General features: G+C 58.9%; 23 protein-coding genes and 1 tRNA gene. 16 read left to right on the top strand and 8 right to left on the bottom strand.

Annotation, left to right across the window (positions count from 1 at the left end; all coding sequences use genetic code 11):
• The first annotated feature begins 2 nt into the window (after positions 1-2).
• The 6 genes from SJY32_RS06775 to SJY32_RS06750 are packed head-to-tail and all read left to right on the top strand — an operon-like array spanning position 3 to position 4,654.
• Positions 3-317, top strand: a complete 315-nt coding sequence (locus SJY32_RS06775; protein WP_376873196.1) for a YbjQ family protein — start codon at positions 3-5, stop codon at positions 315-317.
• A 9-nt stretch (positions 318-326) separates the two neighbouring features.
• Positions 327-1,097, top strand: a complete 771-nt coding sequence (sufC, locus tag SJY32_RS06770; RefSeq protein ID WP_376873193.1) for a Fe-S cluster assembly ATPase SufC — start codon at positions 327-329, stop codon at positions 1,095-1,097.
• On the top strand, positions 1,097-2,317 hold the full coding sequence (gene sufD, locus SJY32_RS06765) for a Fe-S cluster assembly protein SufD (RefSeq protein ID WP_376873190.1): 1,221 nt from the start codon (positions 1,097-1,099) through the stop codon (positions 2,315-2,317). Before sufC ends, sufD begins: the two co-directional genes overlap by 1 nt.
• A 1-nt stretch (position 2,318) precedes the next feature.
• Positions 2,319-2,813, top strand: a complete 495-nt coding sequence (locus SJY32_RS06760; protein WP_376873187.1) for a Yip1 family protein — start codon at positions 2,319-2,321, stop codon at positions 2,811-2,813.
• The gene (locus SJY32_RS06755; RefSeq protein ID WP_376873184.1) at positions 2,813-3,430 is read left to right on the top strand and encodes a YIP1 family protein; all 618 of its coding nucleotides are present in this window, start codon (positions 2,813-2,815) and stop codon (positions 3,428-3,430) included. Before SJY32_RS06760 ends, SJY32_RS06755 begins: the two co-directional genes overlap by 1 nt.
• Before the next feature lie 3 nt (positions 3,431-3,433).
• Positions 3,434-4,654, top strand: a complete 1,221-nt coding sequence (locus tag SJY32_RS06750) for a cysteine desulfurase (RefSeq protein ID WP_376873181.1) — start codon at positions 3,434-3,436, stop codon at positions 4,652-4,654.
• Between the two features lie 71 nt (positions 4,655-4,725).
• Here SJY32_RS06750 and SJY32_RS06745 read toward each other — a convergent pair whose 3' ends face one another.
• The 4 genes from SJY32_RS06745 to SJY32_RS06730 form a co-directional block, all read right to left on the bottom strand.
• Positions 4,726-6,024 (bottom strand): HlyC/CorC family transporter, encoded by a 1,299-nt coding sequence (locus tag SJY32_RS06745; RefSeq protein WP_376873178.1) that lies wholly within the window; start codon positions 6,022-6,024, stop codon positions 4,726-4,728.
• A 93-nt stretch (positions 6,025-6,117) separates the two neighbouring features.
• Positions 6,118-7,062 (bottom strand): site-specific tyrosine recombinase XerD, encoded by a 945-nt coding sequence (locus tag SJY32_RS06740; RefSeq protein WP_376873176.1) that lies wholly within the window; start codon positions 7,060-7,062, stop codon positions 6,118-6,120.
• Positions 7,059-8,720, bottom strand: coding sequence for a hypothetical protein (locus tag SJY32_RS06735; protein ID WP_376873173.1), 1,662 nt, complete (start codon positions 8,718-8,720; stop codon positions 7,059-7,061). Before SJY32_RS06735 ends, SJY32_RS06740 begins: the two co-directional genes overlap by 4 nt.
• Positions 8,707-8,847 (bottom strand): hypothetical protein, encoded by a 141-nt coding sequence (locus tag SJY32_RS06730; RefSeq protein WP_376873171.1) that lies wholly within the window; start codon positions 8,845-8,847, stop codon positions 8,707-8,709. The genes SJY32_RS06735 and SJY32_RS06730 overlap by 14 nt, the downstream gene beginning before the upstream one ends.
• Positions 8,848-9,177: 330 nt before the next feature.
• Here SJY32_RS06730 and SJY32_RS06725 point away from each other — a divergent pair, with 330 nt between their 5' ends.
• Both SJY32_RS06725 and aroB read left to right on the top strand, forming a co-directional pair.
• Positions 9,178-9,768 carry a shikimate kinase gene (locus SJY32_RS06725; RefSeq protein ID WP_376873168.1) on the top strand — a complete coding sequence of 197 codons (591 nt, stop codon included), beginning with the start codon at positions 9,178-9,180 and terminating at the stop codon, positions 9,766-9,768.
• An 83-nt stretch (positions 9,769-9,851) separates the two neighbouring features.
• The gene (aroB, locus tag SJY32_RS06720) at positions 9,852-10,961 is read left to right on the top strand and encodes a 3-dehydroquinate synthase (protein ID WP_376873165.1); all 1,110 of its coding nucleotides are present in this window, start codon (positions 9,852-9,854) and stop codon (positions 10,959-10,961) included.
• A gap of 41 nt (positions 10,962-11,002) precedes the next feature.
• Here aroB and SJY32_RS06715 read toward each other — a convergent pair whose 3' ends face one another.
• Positions 11,003-11,530 carry a component of SufBCD complex gene (locus SJY32_RS06715; protein ID WP_376873163.1) on the bottom strand — a complete coding sequence of 176 codons (528 nt, stop codon included), beginning with the start codon at positions 11,528-11,530 and terminating at the stop codon, positions 11,003-11,005.
• A 254-nt stretch (positions 11,531-11,784) separates the two neighbouring features.
• Between SJY32_RS06715 and hemB the strand changes: the two genes are divergently transcribed.
• Both hemB and SJY32_RS06705 read left to right on the top strand, forming a co-directional pair.
• Complete coding sequence (hemB, locus tag SJY32_RS06710) at positions 11,785-12,783, top strand: porphobilinogen synthase (RefSeq protein WP_376873160.1); 999 nt, start codon at positions 11,785-11,787, stop codon at positions 12,781-12,783.
• Positions 12,784-12,956: 173 nt separating this feature from the next.
• Positions 12,957-13,514 (top strand): YSC84-related protein, encoded by a 558-nt coding sequence (locus tag SJY32_RS06705; protein ID WP_376873158.1) that lies wholly within the window; start codon positions 12,957-12,959, stop codon positions 13,512-13,514.
• 76 nt (positions 13,515-13,590) lie between these two features.
• Here SJY32_RS06705 and SJY32_RS06700 read toward each other — a convergent pair whose 3' ends face one another.
• Positions 13,591-14,202, bottom strand: a complete 612-nt coding sequence (locus SJY32_RS06700) for a lytic transglycosylase domain-containing protein (protein WP_376873155.1) — start codon at positions 14,200-14,202, stop codon at positions 13,591-13,593.
• A gap of 283 nt (positions 14,203-14,485) precedes the next feature.
• Here SJY32_RS06700 and ssb point away from each other — a divergent pair, with 283 nt between their 5' ends.
• From ssb to SJY32_RS06685, 3 genes are all read left to right on the top strand, one after another.
• Positions 14,486-15,004, top strand: coding sequence for a single-stranded DNA-binding protein (gene ssb, locus SJY32_RS06695; RefSeq protein ID WP_376877629.1), 519 nt, complete (start codon positions 14,486-14,488; stop codon positions 15,002-15,004).
• 174 nt (positions 15,005-15,178) lie between these two features.
• Positions 15,179-18,703 carry a transcription-repair coupling factor gene (gene mfd / locus SJY32_RS06690; RefSeq protein ID WP_376873153.1) on the top strand — a complete coding sequence of 1,175 codons (3,525 nt, stop codon included), beginning with the start codon at positions 15,179-15,181 and terminating at the stop codon, positions 18,701-18,703.
• Between the two features lie 125 nt (positions 18,704-18,828).
• Positions 18,829-18,905 (top strand) — tRNA-Arg (locus tag SJY32_RS06685).
• A 233-nt stretch (positions 18,906-19,138) separates the two neighbouring features.
• On the opposite strand, the gene SJY32_RS06680 is transcribed toward SJY32_RS06685, so the two are convergent.
• Together SJY32_RS06680 and SJY32_RS06675 are read right to left on the bottom strand one after the other, a co-directional pair.
• On the bottom strand, positions 19,139-19,285 hold the full coding sequence (locus tag SJY32_RS06680) for a hypothetical protein (RefSeq protein WP_376873151.1): 147 nt from the start codon (positions 19,283-19,285) through the stop codon (positions 19,139-19,141).
• Between the two features lie 91 nt (positions 19,286-19,376).
• Positions 19,377-19,535: a hypothetical protein gene (locus SJY32_RS06675; RefSeq protein WP_376873148.1), complete on the bottom strand. Its 159-nt coding sequence runs from the start codon at positions 19,533-19,535 to the stop codon at positions 19,377-19,379.
• Between the two features lie 356 nt (positions 19,536-19,891).
• On the opposite strand from SJY32_RS06675, the gene SJY32_RS06670 reads away from it, so the two are divergent.
• From SJY32_RS06670 to SJY32_RS06660, 3 genes are all read left to right on the top strand, one after another.
• Positions 19,892-20,113, top strand: coding sequence for a hypothetical protein (locus SJY32_RS06670; RefSeq protein WP_376873145.1), 222 nt, complete (start codon positions 19,892-19,894; stop codon positions 20,111-20,113).
• A gap of 67 nt (positions 20,114-20,180) precedes the next feature.
• Positions 20,181-21,008 carry a hypothetical protein gene (locus SJY32_RS06665; RefSeq protein ID WP_376873143.1) on the top strand — a complete coding sequence of 276 codons (828 nt, stop codon included), beginning with the start codon at positions 20,181-20,183 and terminating at the stop codon, positions 21,006-21,008.
• Between the two features lie 81 nt (positions 21,009-21,089).
• On the top strand, positions 21,090-21,254 hold the full coding sequence (locus tag SJY32_RS06660; protein ID WP_376873141.1) for a hypothetical protein: 165 nt from the start codon (positions 21,090-21,092) through the stop codon (positions 21,252-21,254).
• Positions 21,255-21,527: the final 273 nt, after the last annotated feature.

Raw genomic sequence — 21,527 nt, 5'->3', positions numbered from 1 at the left:
CAATGATCTGCACGACGACAAACGGAATTGAAGGGCATAATGTGCTCGCCTACCACGGCATCGTGACGGGCGAGGCAATCATGGGCGCGAATGTCGTGCGCGACGTTTTCGCCAATTTCACCGATTTCTTCGGAGGACGTTCCTCCGTTTATGAATCCAAACTGGCGGATGCGCGCGAAACCGCGCTCAAAGAGCTGGAAGCCCGTGCCGCGCGTTTGGGCGCGAACGCGGTCATCGGCGTCGATCTCGATTATGAGGTCGTCGGGAAATCCATGCTGATGGTGTCGGTTTCCGGCACCGCCGTCACCATCGACTAAGGAAAAAATATGCTTGAGATCAAGAACCTGCACGTCAAACTTGAAGAAGAAGATAAAGTCATCCTTAAAGGTGTGAACCTGACCGTCGAAGACGGCAAGGTGCATGCGATCATGGGGCCGAACGGCTCGGGGAAGTCGACTTTGTCCTATGTATTGTCGGGCAAAGATGGCTATGAAGTGACCGATGGCTCGGCGCTTCTTGAGGGGGAAGAAATCCTCGAGATGGACCCAGAGGAGCGCGCTGCGGCAGGGTTGTTCCTCGCGTTCCAATACCCGGTCGAGATTCCGGGCGTTGGCAACATGACCTTCCTGCGCACCGCAGTGAACGCACAGCGCAAGCTGCGCGGCGAGGAGGAGATGTCGGCAGCAGAGTTCCTCAAAGTCGTGCGCGCGAAGGCGAAATCGCTCAAGATTGATGCGGATATGCTCAAGCGTCCGGTCAATGTCGGGTTCTCCGGCGGTGAGAAAAAGCGCAACGAGATCCTGCAAATGGCGATGCTCGAGCCCAAAATGTGCATCTTGGATGAGACCGATTCCGGCCTCGACGTGGATGCGATGCGGCTTGTTGCGGATGGCGTGAATGCGCTGCGCGATGCGGGGCGGTCGTTCCTCGTGATCACGCATTATCAGCGTCTTCTGGATCACATTAAACCGGATGTCGTGCATATCATGGCGGATGGTCGCATCATCAAAACGGGCGGCCCCGAGCTTGCGCTTGAAGTCGAGAAGAACGGCTATGCCGAGATCCTGAAAGAGCATGGGATCGAGGGGGTTCTTTAATGACGGAGGAAACGCTTCAACAGGCGCGCGCGCAAGCCGCCGAGCGGGCGGCGATCCTGCCCACCAAGCGCGATGAATATTGGCGCTACACCGATCCGCGCGACCTCGTATCCGCCGAGGTAGCGAAGGCTGCCGTGTTCGATGATGGCGGCGAGACACCGATTTTCGACACCGTCGATAGTTTGAAAATCGTGTTTAACGACGGCGTCTTTGACGCAGCAGCCTCCGGCGATCTGGCGATGGCGGGGATTGAACTCTCGCGTCTCGCTGATGGCTTGCCCGCATGGGCGGATGAGATCTACGGTGCGTTGGAAAAAGACGGCCAGACGCCGGTAAAGCGGCCGCTTGCGGCGCTGAACACCGCATCTGCAACCGACGGTGTCCTGATCCGCGTTACCGGCAAGGCCGAGAAACCTGTCGAGTTGATTTATCACCATAAATCAGAGGTTTCCGACCCGATCCTCCATCATTGCATTAAGCTGGAAGCGGGGGCCGAGCTCACCTTGTTGGAGAGCGGGCCAGCCGGCGCGCGGTTCAACAACGTGCTGGAAGTGGATTTGGGGGCGACATCGCGTTTCCATCACATCCGCACCCAAGGACGCGATCAGGAGCGGCGGGCAATCACGCATATCTTCGCGCGTGTGGCGAGCGAGGCTTTGTTCAAGAGCTTCACTCTCACGGCGAACGGCGCACTGACCCGCAATGAATGTGTGATTGATATCGTCGGCAGCGACGCTTTCGCGCATGTCGCGGGCGCGGCTTTGGGCGACGGGCTGAAAGATCCGTTCCACCACGATGATACGATCTTCATCACCCACCGCGGAGAGCGCTGTGAAAGCCGTCAGGTTTTCAAAAAGGTGCTCAAAAACGGGGCGACGGGGGTTTTCCAAGGAAAAATCCTTGTCACGCAGGGCGCGCAAAAGACCGATGGCTATCAGATTTCGCAATCGCTTTTGCTCGATGATAACGCGCAATTCCTCGCGAAGCCCGAGTTGGAAATCTATGCAGATGATGTGAAATGTTCGCATGGCTCGACGACTGGCGCGATTGACGAGACGGCGCTGTTCTACCTTCGCTCGCGCGGCGTTCCGATGGAAGAAGCGCGTGCGCTGCTCGTTCTGTCCTTCCTCGCGGATGCGTTGGAGGAGATCGAGGAGGAGTCGCTGCGCGATCTGATCGCCGAGCGTCTTGAGGCTTGGCTCAACCGGCACAAGAGCTAACATGGCGGCGGTCGACGACATCCGTCGCAGCTACCGCACCCCGCGTGCGGTGATGCGTGAACATCTCTCGCGGCTTAAATCCGAGCCGCGAGCGTTGACCTTCTTGCTTGCGGCGCTGATCGTGATTTTCATCGGCCAGTGGCCGCGTTTGTCGCGAGAGGCGTTTCAGGCCGATCAACCGCTCGTTGGTCTGATGATGGGGACGGCGCTCGCGCTTTTGGCGATGGTTCCCGTTTTCTATCTGATTGCCGCGGTCAGTCATCTCGTCGCCAAAATCCTCGGGGGGCGGGGAAGTTTTTACCGCGCACGGCAGGCGTTGTTCTGGTCGATGCTGGTGATTTCGCCGCTTATGTTGTTGCATGGCTTAGTGGCGGGCTTTATCGGCGCGGGCCAGCAATCAAGCCTGCTTGGGCTTGCGATTGCGGCGATCTTCGCACTGATTTGGGGGGCGTCCTTGCGCGTGGCGGAATTTGAACAAGGAGCGGAAGCATCATAATGTGGCAACAGATCGCGACCCTCATGCGCGCGGCGGTGCGTGAACCTGCGAAAACCGTGCCCGCAATCCTTGGCTTGAGCATCCCGCGTGAGGCGCGCTGGCTCGGGCTTGCGGCGGTGGTGGTGATTTCGGCGCTGGCAACCGCGCTTTTGACGATGATTTATGGCACGCCAACAGAGGGCGCATCGCCTTTCAGCGCGTTGATGTCATCCCCGCTGCGCATGGCTTTCGTGCAAGCGGCGGGTATTTTGTTCATCGCAGCGACAATGGCCTTCGTCGGCCGCAGTTTTGGCGGCAAAGGCCGGTTTGAGGATGCATTGCTCCTCGTCGTCTGGATTGAGGCAACGCTCCTCGTGATCCAACTTGCGCAGCTTGCCTTGGCGCTATTTGTCTTTCCGATCTTCCCGAGCGGCTTCGTCGTTCTGATCTCCTCGCTGCTAGGGATGATTTCGATCATTTTGCTGTGTGTGATGCTTGTCGGCTTTGTGAAGGGGCTGCATGGATTCACCAGCACGCCCGCCGTCTTGATCGGAATGATTGCCACGCTGTTTGGCGCGGGGACGGTCTTTATGCTTTTACTTTCGGTGCTTGGCATAGCGCCCGTAGCAGGGGTTTAAACTATGTTCGATATCCAGAAAATCCGCGCTGACTTCCCGATTCTTTCGCGCGAAGTGAATGGTAAGCCTTTGGTTTACCTTGATAACGGGGCATCGGCCCAAAAGCCCCGCGTCGTGATCGATGCGATGACGCGGATGTATGAGGAGGATTACTCCAACGTGCATCGCGGTCTTCACACGCTGTCGACGATTGCGACCGAGAAATATGAGGCCGTGCGTGGGATCGTCGCACGCTTCCTGAATGCCGCGTCGGAGGATGACATCATCTTCACCACGGGCTCGACGGAGGGGATTAACCTCGTCAGCTACGCTTGGGCTGCGCCGCGGTTTGAGGCGGGCGACGAGATTGTGCTTTCGGTGTTGGAGCACCACGCCAATATCGTGCCGTGGCATTTCTTGCGGGAGCGGCTTGGTGTTGTGCTGAAATGGGTCGAGCCGGAGGCAGATGGCAGCTTGCCCGCCGAGAAGGTGCTGGCCGCGATCGGGCCGAAGACGAAACTTGTCGCGGTGACGCATATGTCAAACGTGTTGGGAACGTTGGTCGATGTGAAATCGATTTGTGCAGGGGCGCGGGCGAAGGGCGTTCCGGTGTTGGTTGACGGATCGCAGGCTGCGGTTCATATGCCGGTGGATGTGCAAGATATTGGCGCCGATTTTTACGCGATTACCGGTCATAAACTCTACGGTCCGAGCGGATCGGGCGCGATCTATATCCGCCATGAGCGTCAGGCCGAGATGCGGCCTTTCTTGGGCGGCGGCGACATGATTAACACAGTCACCCGCGATAGCGTGACCTATAACACCCCGCCAATGAAGTTCGAGGCGGGCACGCCAGGGATTGTTCAGCAATACGGGATGGGTGTTGCCATCGACTATATGATGGGCGTCGGCATGGATAATATCGCGGCGCATGAAACCCGTCTGCGCGATTACGCGACCGAGCGGTTTGCAGGGCTCAACTGGTTGAACATTCAGGGGAATACGCCGGACAAAGGGGCGATTTTCTCGATGACGCTGAGCGGTTCCGCGCATGCGCATGATATTTCAACGATCCTCGACAAGCGCGGCGTTGCCGTGCGGGCAGGGTCGCATTGCGCGATGCCGCTGATGCAATTTCTGGGCCTATCGGCCACGGCACGCGCCTCGTTCGGGATGTATAACACGGTCGAGGAAGTCGATGCGCTGGTATCGGCGTTGGAGCTTTGCCATGAGCTTTTGGGCTAAAACGCGCACCGTTTCGCAAGTAAGGTACGGGCCTCGGCGGATAGTCTCCCCGAGGCCCGTATTTTTTAGCGTTAGAGCGGCCTGATTTTCAGGGTGGTTACGCGGTTGTCCTTGCGGCCTGTGACTTCAAACCGGAACCCGTGGAACGAGAAGACCTGACCTTGTGACGGGATCAGCTGTGCTTCATGAATGACCAGACCTGCAACGGTGTTGGCCTCCTCGTCAGGCAGGGACCAATCCATCATCCGGTTCAAATCGCGAATCGTCATCGCGCCTTCTACAAGATAGTCGCCAGCCTCCGATCGCTTGAGCGGCACCGGCGCTGCCGGGTCGTGTTCGTCCGTGATCTCGCCCACGATCTCCTCAAGGATATCCTCCAACGTGATGAGGCCCTTGAGATCGCCGTATTCATCCACGACCAAGGCGAAATGCGTGCGGCGTTTAAGAAACTCGCGCATTTGCTCGTCTAAAGGGGTGGTTTCCGGCACGAAATAGGGCTTCATTGCCACTTTCATGACATCGACCTCCGCCACGGAGGCGAGATTGCCGTCCTCGCGCCGCGCGACTTTCTCGACCGCGCGCAACAGGTCCTTCGCATGGATCACGCCGACGACATTCTCGCGCTCGCCTTTGTAAAGCGGCAGACGGGTATGGGGCGAGGCGAGCACCGCGCTCAAAATCTCGCCGGAGTCATCCTCCACGTCGATCATCTCGATCTGGCTGCGGTGGCGCATGATTTCTTCGACGGTACGATTGCCCAAATCAAGCGCGCCCAAGAGGCGGTCGCGATCTTCTTTCTGGACGGTGCCCTCCGACGTGCCGATCGCCAGTGCGCCGGCGATTTCCTCATGGATGCTGAACATATGGGCGTCTTTATCGGTGCGCATCCCGCAGACCCACAATATGCCCCAAACGATCATGCGAACGATGGCGACAACCGGAGAGAGAAGGAAAATCAAAACCTTGATGAGGCGCGAGACCTTTGAGGCGACTTTCTCAGGGTTGGAAATGGCATAGGTTTTGGGCAGCACTTCGGAGAAAATCAGGACAAGGATCGTCATCCCCAACGTCGCCACAGCGACACCGGACGGGCCGAAGATCTTGGTGAGAACCGCCGTCGCGAGCGAGGCGGCCGAGATATTTACAACGTTATTGCCCAACAAAAGCGCGCCGATCAGGCGCTCGTTATCCTCGGTGATATCGAGCGCAGCAATGGCGCCCGCATCGCCGCGATCCGCCTTCGCGCGCAGCTTGGCGCGGCTGGCGGCGGTGAGTGCGGTCTCCGACCCCGAGAAAAATCCCGAGAGAGCGAGCAGAAGAACGATCGCCCCGGCGGAAATCCAAAAGGCGGCGTCAAGCGTGGTGGTCATAGCGTCTTTCCAAATGAGATCTGCGCGGATGGATCGCGGCGCAGGATCGCGCGTGGTCAAATAGTGGTGGTTTTGATGCCTGACATCAAGGGATTAAGGCGATTTATGCGCAAGCGGATGGTGCGTCAGAACCAGTTCTTTGAGGCGTTGATCCAGAACATGCGTGTAGATTTCGGTTGTCGAGATATCGGCATGGCCCAAAAGCATCTGGATCACGCGCAGGTCAGCACCGCCATCCAGCAGATGCGTTGCAAAGGCGTGACGTAGCACATGTGGCGTTACGCGGTCGGGCGAGATGCCCGCGGCAATCGCGATATCTTTCAGCACCTTGTGAAATACGATCCGGCTCAAATGGCCCTCTTTTCCCTTCGCGGGAAACAGGAATTTCGACGGCGGTGCCTTCAGTTTCAGGCGCGCTTCCTCCTGCGCCGCGTCACGCACCCCGAGCCAGACCGAAAGCGCCGCGCGCGCGGGGGACGACAGCGGCACCATGCGCTCTTTTCCGCCTTTTCCACGGATTAGCAGGACCTGCGGATCGCCGCGCGTGGCGGAGACGGGCAGGGACACGAGCTCGCTCACCCGCATCCCGGTAGCGTATAGGAGTTCCATTAAACAAGCATTGCGCGCTTGAGCCGCCGCAGTGCGCCCTAGGTTGCGCCCCGCCGCGAGCAGCGCCTCCACCTCCTCCAAGCTTAGAACTTTCGGGAGTGATTTTACTTTGGACGGGCCGGAAATCTGGATCGCGGGATTTTCTGTCCGAAGGCCGTCGTCATAGGCAAACCGGTAGAGCTGCTTGATGGCCGAGAGACGCCGTGCACGGGTAGAGGCCGCCAGCCCCTGCGCCTCGCACGAGATCAGATAGGATTCGATATCGGCACGGCTGGCGGTATCAAATGCGAGATTGCGGTGCATAAGATAGGCCTCGAAGTCCTTGAGATCCTGACCATATCCCAACAGAGTATTTTGGGAGGAGCCAATCTCGGCGGCGGATGCCTCAAGGAAAGAGGAAATCCAATAGGCGCAGTCTGATCCGCTCACCCGCGCCGCTCCAATAACATGAGTTGCAACGCGGTTTGACGGGCCGTGTTTTCCAAACCCGCCGCACGCAGCATGATCAGACCGTTGGTGATATCGTCAAACCCACCACGCGCGCCCTCGGTGATATCATCCACGGCGCGTAAAATCGCCTCACCGAGGCGGTCGCCCTCAATCAACTCCGCGTAGAGTTCGGGCACTTGCGGTGGCGTGTCGAACGCGGCTTTGAGGGCGCGTCCCAAGGTATCTTGCGCGCGCAGCCCCGTGGTGCGTCCTTTCGCGATGCCGATCAGGAGCGCCTCATCGGCGCTGCGAGGCTTGCGTGCTTTGGCGACGATCTCGTAGCTGGGGCTGAGCATCCCGATGCGGAAGGCCGCGTCGGCTGCCGATCCGGATAGGGCGAGCTCGGAGAGGGGTTCGCCGTAGAGATTGGCGAGGATCACCTCGAGTTCGGCTTGCTCCATCTCCGCGATCGCGGGCTCCAACGCGAGAGTCACCGCTTGCGCATCACGCGATTGAACGGCGCGGTCGAGCGCTGTCATTGCGCGGGCACGCTCCCAAATACCGCCCGAAGCGGCGGCGGATTTTTCCGTATACAGGCCAAGCATTTGATTGGGATCGACCGTGCCCGCTCGCGCGAGGCGTTCGGCCGCCTCTAGCCGCGACTTCCATCCGGTGTTCGCGCGCAGATCAGCCTGCGCAAAGGCCAGCGGCAGGTAGGTGGTTGGCATCGGCTGGCCAATGGCTTCCATCATCCGAAACACGAGGGGCGAGGGATCGCGGGGCGGCGTGAGCTCCTCGGCGGTGTCGACCATCTCGTCATCCATAAACCGCTCGATCAGGGGGATGACCTCCTGCGGTATCTGGTCCAAAGCCTGCGCCGAGGTAAACATCACCTCTGCTGCGGGCCAATCGCCGCCGCGCGCGAGGCAGAAGATGCGCGCGGTCAAGGAGGGCGCGAGGGCGGAGCGCCTTGAGAGCAGATCGCAAGCCTCGTCCTCTTGTCCGAGCAAGAGCGCGATATCAAACAGCCTGCGGAATCGCTCTGGCGTGCTGGGGCCAGCGAGTTCGAGCATCGCATGGGCGGGCTCTAACGCGCCAAGCTCCATCAGCCGATCGATGCGCGCGAGAAACAGGCTTTGTCCGGGCGCAATTCCTGTGGCGGAGGGATTGGCGGGCGGGTCCAGTTCGGCCAGCATCAGCGTGAACAGCAACGATTGCAGCGCCGGCAAAATATCCGTGCGCTCATCGCGTAGAATTTCGGTTAGCTCGGATTCGGGTGTTTTTCCCCAAAGTGTCGCGGGCAATCCCGTGCGGGCGGGCGGCAGAAGACCCAACGATTGCGATGGCATCGGCGCGCCCAAAGGCGCCATACTGACCGCATCGACGCCAACGGCGCTGGCCACGGGCGGCTCGTCAATCGGCACGTCCATAACGGCGCGACTACCTTGCGTGCCTTGCAGCGCTGGCGGCGCGAGCGGCGTAATCACCCCCACAGAAGGCTCTTGCGCGACTGACCGTGTAAGCCAGTCGATTGTGCTCAGGGGCTGCGTGTTTTGCGCGAGAACGGCGGCGGACGTGACGGCCAGCAACACGGTGCCCGCAATCACGGAACCGATTGAGGTTCGGCCCAAAAGACATGCGCGATTATTGCGTGGCATCGAGCTCCACCGGAACTTCGGTTTGGGTGGCATCGGCCGACATATCGCCAAGATAGGCGTAACCGGCAATGCAGATCCCTGCCAAGAGTGTCAAAATCACGATTGCTTTGAGTGCAAAACCTAACATCGTCCTGTCTTCCTCATCCCGCCTGCGGAATGTTCCGGCCTTTGGCCTCGTTTAAACCTGCCCGTTTTCGGACCTTGCGGCGATATTACACCGATAGGCCCAGTTGATCCAGCCGCCGCGCGAGCGCAAGGGCGTGTGCGAGGGGGCGACGCGCGGATTATCCTGTGGCAAAATCCTCGCACTTGCCGCGCGGGCGTTATATATGGCATTGCAAGCTGGCTTGCGTCACAGATTGATGACGGCGGCGGATATTTGCCAACGATCGGCGATAACGAAAAAATGACCTGAATACGCCCGCTTACGGGCGATAATATCGGTCTGATACGACGAATGAGGGGCGGAAGCGCGGTGAGTGAACAAGGCATAAAAGGGCCCAATGGCGCGGCGTCGCGTCTCAAAAGGCCGATTGTGCTTGTGGGCATGATGGGCGCGGGTAAAACGGCTGTCGGAACCCAACTTGCCAAGCTGTTGAATGTCCCCTTCGTCGATAGCGATGAGGAGCTGGTGCGCGCGGCGCAGCGGTCTGTCGCGGAGATTTTTGCGCGTGACGGCGAGGCGTTCTTTCGGGCGCGCGAATTGGAAGTGCTCGCGCGGTTGATGGCGGGGCCGGCGGCGGTGATCTCCACGGGTGGCGGGGCGTTTTTGTCGCAAGCCAACCGCGATCTGATCGCGCGCAACGGCGTGTCTGTCTGGTTGAAGGCGGATCTGGAGCTTCTGTGGCAACGGGTGCGCAATAATTCGGCCCGTCCCTTGCTGCAAACCGACGACCCGAAATCCACGCTACGTGCTTTGCTCAATGGGCGGGAACCGATCTATGCGCAAGCCGCCCTCATTGTGGAGGCGCAATCGGGGTTGGGGATTGAGGCGATGGCGCAAAAGGTGATCGCGGCGCTTCAGGCGCAGACAGATGTCATAGTATGAGCTTCACGTAGAACGTGAGAATTCTGCCGTAACGTGCTGAATACGTGATGTAAAAGTTTTCGAGATATTGGGAGAGAATTGGGATGCGCGATACTGTGCGGGTTGAACTAGGGGCACGGGCCTATGATGTGCGCATCGGAACGGGGCTTGTCGCTGATGCGCATGCGCAAATAGCGCCTCTCCTGCGTCGGCCGCGTGTGGTTGTTGTGACGGATGAAACTGTGGGGGCTACGCATCTCGAGACGCTTCGCGCGGGGCTTGGCGCAATCGAGATGGTGTCGCTTGCCTTGCCTGCGGGGGAAAGCACCAAGGGTTGGCCTCAGTTCGAGCGCTGCGTCGAGTTTTTGCTGGAGCAAAAGGTTGAGCGCAAAGATATCGTGATCGCTTTCGGGGGCGGTGTGATTGGCGATCTCGTCGGTTTCGCGGCTGCCGTCTTGCGGCGTGGCGTGCGGTTCGTGCAAATCCCGACAACGCTGCTGGCGCAGGTCGATAGCTCGGTCGGTGGCAAGACCGGCATCAACACCGCACAGGGCAAGAACCTCGTCGGGGCGTTTCATCAACCGTCCCTTGTTTTGGCCGATATAGGACTTCTCGAGACCCTCAAACCGCGTGATTTCCTGGCAGGCTACGGCGAAGTAGTGAAATACGGTCTGTTGGGCGATGCTGTGTTCTTTGACTGGCTTGAGAAGAACGCCCCCGCAATGGCGGCGGGGGATCTGGCCGCACGCCATCACGCAGTGAAACGATCGGTCGAGATGAAGGCGGAGATCGTCGCGAGAGACGAAACCGAGGAGGGCGACCGCGCGCTGTTGAACCTTGGGCATACGTTCTGTCACGCTCTGGAAAAAGCGACCGGTTACTCGGATCGCTTGCTACACGGCGAAGGGGTTGCGATCGGTTGCGCGCTGGCGTTCGAACTCTCGGCGCGCATGGGTCTGTGTTCGCAAGAGGACCCAAGCCGTGTGCGGGCGCATCTCAAGGCGCTCGGGATGAAAGTCGATATTCGCGATATCGCCGGGGATCTACCAGATGCAGAGGGGCTTGTTGAACTTATGTCGCAAGATAAAAAGGTTCTGGATGGTAGGATGCGGTTTATTCTGGCGCGCGGGATCGGGCAGAGTTTCGTGACATCTGATGTTGATCGCGCGGTTCTGAAAACGCTTCTTGATGAGGCGCTTGCGGGGCGTAGCTAATCTGGTGCGTTAAGGTGCGATTTTGAACGTGCGATTTTGCGTCAGTGCAAAATCGAGGCCTGCAGGTTTTGAAACATCCCCCAAAACGCGGAGGATGAAATCGCGAATAGGCCGATGATTTGCACTGCCATCCGGTGCCGTGCCAAAACCTGCGCCAGCGCCTCTGTCTGTCCTTCGCAATCGCCATAGAGACGCTCGATTTTTTGCGCTGTGCGGAGGCTGAGAATACCAACGCCGCTGAGCGGGAATACCATCAGAAAGATCGCCTGCGCGATTTCGATCCGGTAAACGAACCCCAACACCGCAAGCATCGTGAGGAGAAAGCTGATCAAAGCCGTCAAGGTAATGCCAGCCTCGCGCCCCAGATACAGCAAGCGGGCGACGTTGATCCGCGTAATTTGTTCAAATTGTTGCGCCGCATTGCCGCCTTTGCGCCGCGCCCGTAACACCATGTCATAGGGCACGCCCAAGACCCAGTGCGACGCCGAAGACCACGTGACGGCAAGCGCTATCCAATACCACAGGTTCGAAAAAGACCGCATGTCGATCAGGTCAAAAATCAGGTTCACGCGGTCGCTCCGGCGATGGCGGGTTTGGGATTGCCCGCACGAATTGGTTTACGGGGAGGAACTTAGGCGAGAAAATCGGGAATAGGAACCGCAAAGCGCGCGGCCATTCATCGCCGCACACGATCCCGCGTGCGACATCCCGCGTCTTTTTGGCACGTTTGCTGTGCAAAGACTTGAGCGGCCTTCAAATCCATGGCACCCCGATGCGACTGCGGCAGGCGTGATCTGCCCCTTTGACCCTCAAGGAGCCTGCCATGACGCCGATCACCCCGTCCTTTCCTGCTGCACGTTTTCGCCGGATGCGGTCTACTGCGGCCCTGCGGGATCTGGCGCAGGAGAACCGTCTGTCGGTGAAAGATCTCATCTGGCCGATATTCATCACCGATGTCGCTGGCGCAGATGTCGAAATCCCGTCGATGCCCGGGGTTGTGCGGCGCAGTTTACATGGCGCAGTGGACGCCGCGCGCGAGGCGGCCGATCTGGGGATTCCGGCGATCTGCTTGTTTCCCTATACCGATCCGGTCTTGAAAACCGAAAGCTGCGAGGAGGCGTGGAACCCTGACAATTTCTACAATCAGGTGATCCGAGCCATCAAAGCAGCCGTGCCTGAAATCGCGATCATGACGGATGTTGCGCTCGACCCGTATAACGCGAATGGTCATGACGGGTTTGTGCGCGACGGTGTTATCGTGAATGACGAGACCGTCGAGGCGTTGGTGAAGATGACTTTGGCGCAAGCGGAGTCGGGCGCCGATATCATCGGCCCCTCCGATATGATGGATGGACGGATCGGGGCGATGCGTGCGGCGCTTGAGGGGGCCGGGCACCGTGACGTCACGATTTTGAGTTACGCTGCGAAATATGCCTCGGCGTATTACGGGCCGTTCCGCGATGCGGTCGGGGCCTCGGGGGCGCTGAAGGGCGATAAGAAGACTTATCAGATGAACCCCGCCAATTCCGACGAGGCGATGCGGCTTGTCGCGCGCGATCTGATGGAGGGCGCGGATATGGTGATGGTCAAGCCGGGGATGCCGTATCTGGATATTTGTTACCGTGTGAAGACCGAATTCGGGGTGCCGACATTCGCGTATCAGGTCTCGGGCGAATACGCGATGATTGCGGGTGCTGCGCGCAACGGTTGGATCAATGGCGAGGCGGTGATGCTGGAGAGTTTGATGGCTTTCCGCCGCGCGGGATGTGACGGGGTGCTGACCTATTTCGCACCGGAAGTTGCAAGGATCCTAAAAACTTAACAGGCGTCTGTGTCTGATCACGAAAGATCACAGGTTTTCGCACGTATCTGTGAAGGGTTCGCGAGATTGGTGCGCGAATAGAGACATTCGCAGGATGACATTCCCGGATTTAGGGCGTATAAATCGGGCCAACGGGCCATAATAAGGCCTGATCTACATGACGGAGCGGAACCATGACACAGTATTCCCGACGCGGGCTTATTCTTTCGGGCGGCGCGCTCGCGGCCCTCGCGGCCTGCGGTAACGGTATTGGCGGCAATAAAGCGGCACAGCTTGATGCTCGCGTTGACGCGACCCATGATTACCTGATCAATCAATATCCGGGCACAAACGACCTGATCGCGAAATCGGTTGGCGTGCTCTACATGCCTTTGATGACCGAAGCGGGCTTCGGCATCGGCGGTAAATTCGGGCGCGGTGCATTGCGCATCAATGGCGTCACGGTGGATTACTACTCTGCCGCCTCGGCCTCGTTCGGGTTCCAGATTGGCGCTCAGCAATATGCGCATGCGCTGTTCTTCATGACGGAAAACGCGCTTGCCGAGTTCCGCCGTGCGGATGGTTGGGCGGTCGGTGCGGATGCGCGCTATGCTTTGCCTGATCGCGGGGGCGCGATTGGCGCGGCGACGACGACATCGCTTGCGCCTGTGATTGCGCTTGTGTTCGGGCAGGCGGGTCTGATTGCCGGCGCCTCGCTGGAAGGCACGAAATATACGCGGATCATTCCGTAAATTCACGCGATTCCCATAAATTAGGCCGCAAACCTCATCAAGGTTCGCGGCCTTTTTTAGTCATTTTCTGAGGGCGTTAACCGCCGTAGATGACCTTCACATAGTTGGTCGTTTCTTGATACGGAGGAATGCCGCCGTATTTTTCAACCGCGCCGGGGCCTGCGTTATAGGCCGCAAGAGCGAGGCGCCAGTTGCCGAATTTTTGATACATCATCTTGAGGTAGCGCGCGCCGCCCTCGAGATTTTGATACGGGTCGCGCGGATTAACGCCGAGCTTCGCCGCCGTGCCGGGCATCAACTGCGCGAGGCCAAGGGCACCGGCGTGTGATTTCGCGTTGGGGTTCCAACCGCTTTCTTGCTGCACAAGGCGCAAGAACAGATCCTCTGGAATGCCGTGTTTCGCCGCCGCCGATTTCGCGACAGGAAGATACTCGCCTTTATACCGTCCCGAATACCGCAACGAGCTGCCTGAGGCATCCAAGGTCGCCTCAATGGCGGATTTGGGTTTCAAGCGCGTTGAGGAAGAATATTGCGTTGAAAGCCGTGAATCGAGAAGAGAAGTTTGATTTCTAAACAATGAGTTGCGGGAAGAACTGCTGCCCTTACCTAAAACCAGCCCTTCGGCCAGTGCGGGCGCATTCGGGGCAGCCATCCCCAAAGCGATGGCGCAAACCATAACAAACCGCATCCAAAACCCCTTTTACGTTTTCCGTTCAACGCGAGCGTCGCGCGGCACATTTCGAAGTGTCGCGAGACTATATGAGCAGATTTCGAGAAATTCTAGTGAGCGCGTGTGCACAAGGGGTCGTTGGGGGATGCGCAGTCTCGGGATGAGCGGTGGATTGCCGATGCGCGGCATCCGAGGGAAAGGGGGCCGCTGGTCCACCGCTTTCCCCGCGGAGCGCCTCGCGCCGCTTTCGCCGCGCCGCGCGATGGTCTATCACAGATCGAAATTCAAATTCGGAGGCACCATGGCGGGTTCGGTCAATAAGGTCATCATCATCGGCAACCTCGGGCGCGATCCCGAAGTGCGGTCTTTCCCTAATGGCGGCAAAGTGTGCAACCTGCGCATCGCAACCTCGGAAACTTGGCGCGACCGCACCACGGGCGAGCGCAAAGAGCGCACGGAATGGCATTCGGTGGCGATCTTCTCCGAGCCGCTTGCGAAAATCGCCGAGCAATATCTGCGCAAGGGATCGACGGTTTATATTGAGGGCCAGTTGGAAACCCGTAAGTGGCAAGATCAATCGGGTGCGGATCGCTATTCGACCGAGGTTGTTTTGCGGCCGTATTCCGGAACGCTGACGCTCTTGGGGGGGCGCAATGATGGCGGTCAATCGGGGGGTGACTCCCGTGGCGCGCAGAACGATTCCTATGGCGGTGGATACAACTCTGGCAACCAAGGCGGTAGCTTCGGTCAAGGCGCGCCGTCGAGCTCGGGCAGCACATCGGGCGGCCGCGCGGATTTCGACGACGATATCCCGTTCTGATCCCTGCCTGATATCAGTCCCATCACGCGCTGAGGCCCGCCCAATTGGAGCGGGCCTTTTTGCCCTTCGCGCGAGGTTAGGATTGCGGGCAATCCGCGTAGAATTTTTAGCGCAACAGACGCATAAACCCGCAGCGCCCTTGACTTTTGATCGCCACAGGGTAGCTCGGTTGGCATGAGCGAGCATTACATTTATTCGGGCGCCCCTGAGGGCTATGATGCGGATCTTTTGGCGCGAGAGCTTGCCAAGGGGCGGTCTGTTTTGCATGTCGCGCGCGATGATCGCCGTGTCGAGGCGATGCGCGCTGCTTTGGCGTTTTTCGCGCCGGATGCTTTGGTGGTGCATTTTCCGGCTTGGGATTGCTTGCCCTATGACCGCGTCTCGCCCAATCCGGATGTGTCTGCCACGCGGATGGCGACATTGGCGGCCTTGGCCGCAGGGTATCCGGCGCCGGTAATTGTGCTCACGACGCTGTCGGCTGCGATGCAGCGCGTGCCGGCGCGGCAGGTTCTGCGCGCCTCATTCTTCACCGCGAAGGTCGGCGGGCGGATCAATGTGGACGAGCTGCGGGCGTATCTCGTGCGGATGGGGTTCAGCCAGACGCCGACCGTGTCCGAGCCTGGTGATTACGCGGTGCGCGGCGGGATTATTGACATTTTCCCACCCGGTGAGGGTGGCCCCGTGCGCCTTGATCTGTTCGGTGATGTTTTGGACGGCGTGCGTCGCTTCGATCCTGTGAGCCAGCGCACGACCGAGAAGCTGGCCGCGGTTGAGCTCGCGCCGGTCTCCGAGGTGATCTTGGATGAGCCGTCGATCAGCCGGTTCCGTCAAAACTACCGCGTTGAATTTGGCGCGGGTGGTGCGGGCGATCCGTTGTACGAGGCGGTGTCTGCGGGCCGCAAACACGCCGGCATGGAGCATTGGCTCGGCTATTTCCACGAGCGTTTGGAAACCGTGTTCGACTATCTCCCCGATGCCTCGGTCATGCTCGATGATCAGATCGGGTCGATCTTCGAGAGCCGATGGGAAAGCCTCGCAGATCAATACGATACGCGGGTCGAGGCGCTCAAACGCAAGGACCGCGTGGATTCGGTGTACAAACCCGCCGCGCCGGACCTTCTATATCTTGATGCCGCGCAATGGGGGGCGGCGCTGGATGCACACCGTGTCTTGAAACTCACAGTGCTTCCGCATCCGCCCGGTCCGAATGTGTTGGATATGGGCGGGCGTTTGGGACGCAGCTTCGCGCCGGAGCGTCAGCTTGAGACCGTAAGTCTTTTCAGTGCCTTGAAGGATCATGTTAACGCAAAACTTCAACGCGGTGCGGTTGTCGTGGCGTCGTGGTCGGAGGGCGCCCGCGAACGGCTCAAGGGCTTGATGGAGGATGAAGGTCTCATCGGCGCCAAACTGATCAAGGATGCGCGCGATCTGCCCAAGCAAGGGTTGGGTCTGGCGATCTGGCATCTGGATCAGGGCTTCGAGATTGATGCGAAAGATCGTCAGCTCACCGTGATCTCCGAGCAGGATGTTTTGGGCGACCGGTTGATCCGCAGCCCGAAAAAGAAGCGCAAGGCGGATAATTTCCTGACCGAGGCACAATCGCTCTCGGTGGGGGATCTGGTGGTCCACGTCGATCACGGGGTTGGTCGCTACAAAGGGTTGGAGACAATCAACGCGCTGGGGGCGCCGCATGATTGCGTGCTGCTGGAATATGCGGGCGGCGACCGTCTGTATCTTCCTGTTGAAAACATTGAACTTCTTTCGCGCTACGGCCACGAGGAAGGCTTGCTCGACAAGCTCGGCGGCGGCGCATGGCAGGCCAAAAAGGCCAAGCTCAAAGAACGTATCCGCCAAATCGCGGACAAGCTCATGCGGATCGCGGCGGAGCGCTACCTGCGCAAAGCCGCAGTTTTGGAGCCTGAACATCACGAGTGGGAGGCTTTCTCGGCGCGCTTCCCCTATACCGAGACCGACGATCAGATGACCGCGATTGAGGATGTCGCGACCGATCTCGCCTCGGGCACGCCGATGGATCGTCTCGTTGTCGGGGATGTCGGCTTTGGCAAAACCGAGGTCGCGATCCGTGCGGCCTTCATTGCGGCAAGCTGTGGACAGCAGGTTGCGGTAATCGCGCCAACCACCTTGCTCGCACGGCAGCATTACAAGAACTTTGCCGAGCGCTTCCGCGGAACGCCGTTGAACGTCAAACCACTGTCCCGTTTCGTAACGCCCAAAGAGGCTAGCAAAACGCGCGAGGGCTTGGCCGATGGCACGGTTGATATTGTGATCGGCACGCATGCAGTTCTCGCCAAGGCGGTGCGGTTCAAAAACCTTGGTCTGCTGGTCATCGATGAAGAGCAGCATTTCGGGGTGCAACATAAAGAGCGCCTCAAGGAGATGCGCTCGGAGATCCACGTGCTCACGCTTACGGCGACGCCAATCCCGCGGACGCTACAGCTTTCGCTCACGGGGGTTCGCGATCTGTCGGTCATCGGCACGCCGCCCGTCGACCGTCTGGCGATCCGAACGTATGTCTCCGAGTTTGATGCCGTCACCGTTCGCGAGGCCTTGCTGCGCGAGCATTATCGCGGCGGACAATCTTTCTACGTCGTGCCCCGAATTTCCGATCTCGAGGAAATCGAGGCGTTCTTGCGCGAGCAGGTGCCCGAGGTGACGTTCATGGTCGCGCATGGGCAGATGGCGGCGGGCGAACTCGACGACCGGATGAATGCCTTCTACGACGGCAAATACGATGTGCTGCTGGCGACGACGATTGTGGAGTCCGGTCTCGATATTCCGACGGCCAACACGATGATCATTCACCGCGCGGATATGTTCGGGTTGAGCCAGCTTTACCAAATTCGGGGCAGGGTCGGGCGTGCCAAAATGCGGGCGTTTTGCTACCTCACAACGAAACCGCGCGCGCCCCTCACACCGCAGGCGGAAAAGCGTCTCCGTCTGCTCGGGTCGCTCGATAGTCTTGGCGCCGGTTTCTCTTTGGCGTCCCAAGATCTTGATTTGCGCGGGGCAGGGAACCTGCTGGGCGAGGAACAATCGGGCCATATCAAAGAGGTTGGCTACGAGCTCTATCAAGCGATGCTGGAGGAGACGATTGCGAAGCTGAAATCGGGCGAGTTGACCGAGGCAGATACTGACGGGCAATGGGCGCCGCAGATTAACCTCGGCGTGCCGGTCATGATCCCGGAATCTTACATCACCGATCTGGATGTGCGTTTGGGGCTGTACCGTCGTCTTTCGGGCCTGACAACGAAGGTCGAACTCGAAGGATTTGCGGCAGAGTTGATCGACCGGTTCGGGACTTTACCAAAGGAAGTCAACACGTTACTGCTTGTGGTGCGGATCAAGGCGATGTGCAAACGTGCCATGATTGCGAAGATGGATGCCGGTCCCAAAGGGGTCACGTTGCAGTTCCACAATGATAAGTTCCCTAATCCGGCAGGGTTGGTCGAATTCCTGACGGAGCAGCGCGGGCAGGCCAAGATCAGCAACAACAAGATCACCGTGCTACGCGATTGGCAGACCGAAGCCGATAAGATCAAGGGCACGTTTGCGATTGCGAAAGAGCTCGCGGCAAAGGTGCGCGCGGTGCAAGGAGAGGTGAAAAAGCCGGAGGCTGCCGTCTCCAAGCCCAAGCTTTCCGCGAGCGCTAAGTTGAAAGGCGCCACCCCGAAGCGATGAGAGGGCGAGAATTCGTCGGCTTCCATAGCGTCGCTGTGCGCGGAGATCTTTTGGCGCGCGAAAAACCCCGTCGCACGCAATTGCCCGTTGCAGCGCCCGCGCCCCTCGTCTATATCCGCCTCACGGCACCCGTAGCTCAGCTGGATAGAGCGCTGCCCTCCGAAGGCAGAGGTCACAGGTTCGAATCCTGTCGGGTGCGCCAATCTTCCCAACATGTTACGCGTTTTTTATTTTGGCAGAAGTCCGTTTTAAGTCCTGAAATATCAGGCGCGGCGAGCGATTGCGGCGCGTGCGGCCTGTTGGTGGTTGGGACTGTGATGCCCGTAAGTCTTCTCGATCGTCTGAGGGCTGGTGCCAAAATAGCCGGCCGCATCCCAGATTGACGCGCTTTTTCGCAACGCCCAAGTGATTGCTGTGTGTTGAGCGTGTGCGGCGTCACGTCAGCATGAAAATTTCAATCCAGAGCACCGCGCCGATGATGAAGGCGGGAATGAGCCACCAACCGGAAGGCCAACGCCTTGGATCGGGCGGTGTGTGGTCTTCTACAATGCGGGCGAAGCGGCCTTCGTTACCGTTGGCCAATAGCGCCACTCCTTGAAAATGCAATAAGCGCCCACTGTCCACGGGACTGCAATCAAGGGGATGCTCGCTCAGTGCCGGATATCTCGCGCCATCACGCGACCTCCCGCTTGGGGCCAAGCACGGCGGCGAATTTGGCGCGCAGCGCACGATTCTCGACCTCAAGCGCCTCGCGGGCGTCAATCTCGGCTCGCAGCATGCCCTCGGCGCGGACGCAGCGGGCGGCAATGCCACGGATCGGGCGGGCGGTCATTGGTCTCGGCCTTCGCTTTTAGCTTCGCGCGCGGCGGGTTCGAGTTTCGCGACCGCCATGATGGGTGGCGGGGGCAGACCGTCAACGCGCGCTGACGAAATGGGGTCTCGGCCTTTTTCCCGACGCGCCGGACTTTGAGGCGACACCCGATGCGTTTCAGCGACCGGAGTGGCGCGGGGCTCGGGATCGCAGGGACGTTAACCCGCGCTGCATTGCACCCGGCTCATAAGGCTAAGTCTGCCGCGCCTGCGACCAAGGTCGCGGAGCAAACGCCGATCATCACCTCATCCCTCACATCCCCGCGCCCATGGTGGGCCGCGCTTTTCGGCGTGTTCTGCATTTTGAGAGGATAAACCATGCTTGATATCATCACGGCGCTGATCGACGGCGCCATGTTCGAGATCGCGCGCTGCGGGTGGACGACTGGCGTCAATCAGGGGGCGATGGTCGCGGAGGCGGTCAACTACGCCAAGGCAAGTGTGCCCGATGCGATCAAGCGGCTGTGGCCTGTGGGGACGGTGCTGGCGGTGGCGAAGATTGAGGGAGGGGGCAATTTAGTGACTAGTAAATTTAATTAAAACACCTGATATCTGATGAGATTTCATCACTGATTTATACCTAATTTCTAAATGTACGAGACTTAATATGAAAGAATTCTCATCAGGAGATTTTGTTAAATCTACTCACATATATGCATCTCCTGGAACTAAACGCGGTCCGGTAGAACTTCATGTAGATTTTTATCTTCCCAAAAATGCTAAGGGTCCGTGGCCGTTAGTCACTTGGTTGCATGCTGGAGGCTTCCGTACAGGAACCCGCCGTAATCGAAAGCATGCGTTGATAGCTGACGCGTTTGTTAAGCAGGGATACGCGTGTGCCTTTCTCGACTATCGGTTGGCTCGCCCTCCCGCTGTTTTGGCACTTGCTTCGCGGAGGCTATTGCCTAAACTCATTGAAGACGCAGAACTTTCCGGCGAAGAGATGCAAGAGAGCTTTCGACGCCGGCGACCTATTGCCGTGGTCGAGGATGTATGTAATTTCTATTCGTGGCTCAGTACTCGGGAATCCGAATTTAATCTAAGTGGATCCCATATTCTGGCGGGGTCTTCTGCCGGCGGTATCTCAGTGCTAAATACTTTGATGCTGTATGAAAAATTAGAAAAAAGCCTGCCTAAAATTCGTTCGGCTTTTGTATTCTCGGGCGGGTTTGCCTATCCGTCCTTTTGGAGAGATACCGGCACTCGGGTGTTGGCGTTGCATAACCCTTCAGATGCTCACGTACCGTTCTCTTCCATTCAGCGGGTAGCAAAAATTGCTAAGCGAAACTTCACGTTATTAGTATCCGCGCAGCAAGCTCATGGCTCTCCCTGTATCAATTCCGAAGAGAGCTACGCGGCCTCAGTTGCTCGGCTTATAGCATTCGATCAAGATACGGGGACGCCTGACGAGGTATTATGCGTTAGCCAATCTTGAGATTGGGCCGAAGCCCCGACAGGGGCGGAGTTCGATGGCGGTGCCTGCGGCGTGCTGCAATCGGCGCTACCCACCGGCGCCATGCTCGCGATCGCACGTTACGGGCGGACGACTGGCGTCAATCAGGGGGCGATGGTCGCGGGGGCGGTCAACTACGCCAAGGCCAGCGTGCCCGATGTGATCAAGCGGCTGTGGCCTGTGGGGACGGTGCTGGCGGTGGCGAAGATTGAGGGGGGGAACACCTAGTGTGGACCTACCGGACACGGTCAACGTCTCTGCAATCTCCGAAGTCAAAGAAGCTTTACCCATAAATTGTAGCGCAGTTTAAATCCATTCAACGCGGTTGCCGATCCGACCGAGCTATTCGCGGCATGTCTCCAAATGTTCATTTCTCTACGACGCTTGTCTGAAATGCGCTGGGGGGAGCACCTCGCAAGTCGACAACTCCCTATGTAGTCGTCTCGCGCCCGCTCGTGCGGCGCTTGTCTCGCGTGGTATCAAAATACCTCGGGCCACCGT

Origin of the sequence: Albirhodobacter sp. R86504, from assembly GCF_042466415.1 — a bacterium.
Lineage (GTDB): Bacteria > Pseudomonadota > Alphaproteobacteria > Rhodobacterales > Rhodobacteraceae > Albirhodobacter.
This window is presented reverse-complemented; position numbering and strand designations above follow the sequence as displayed.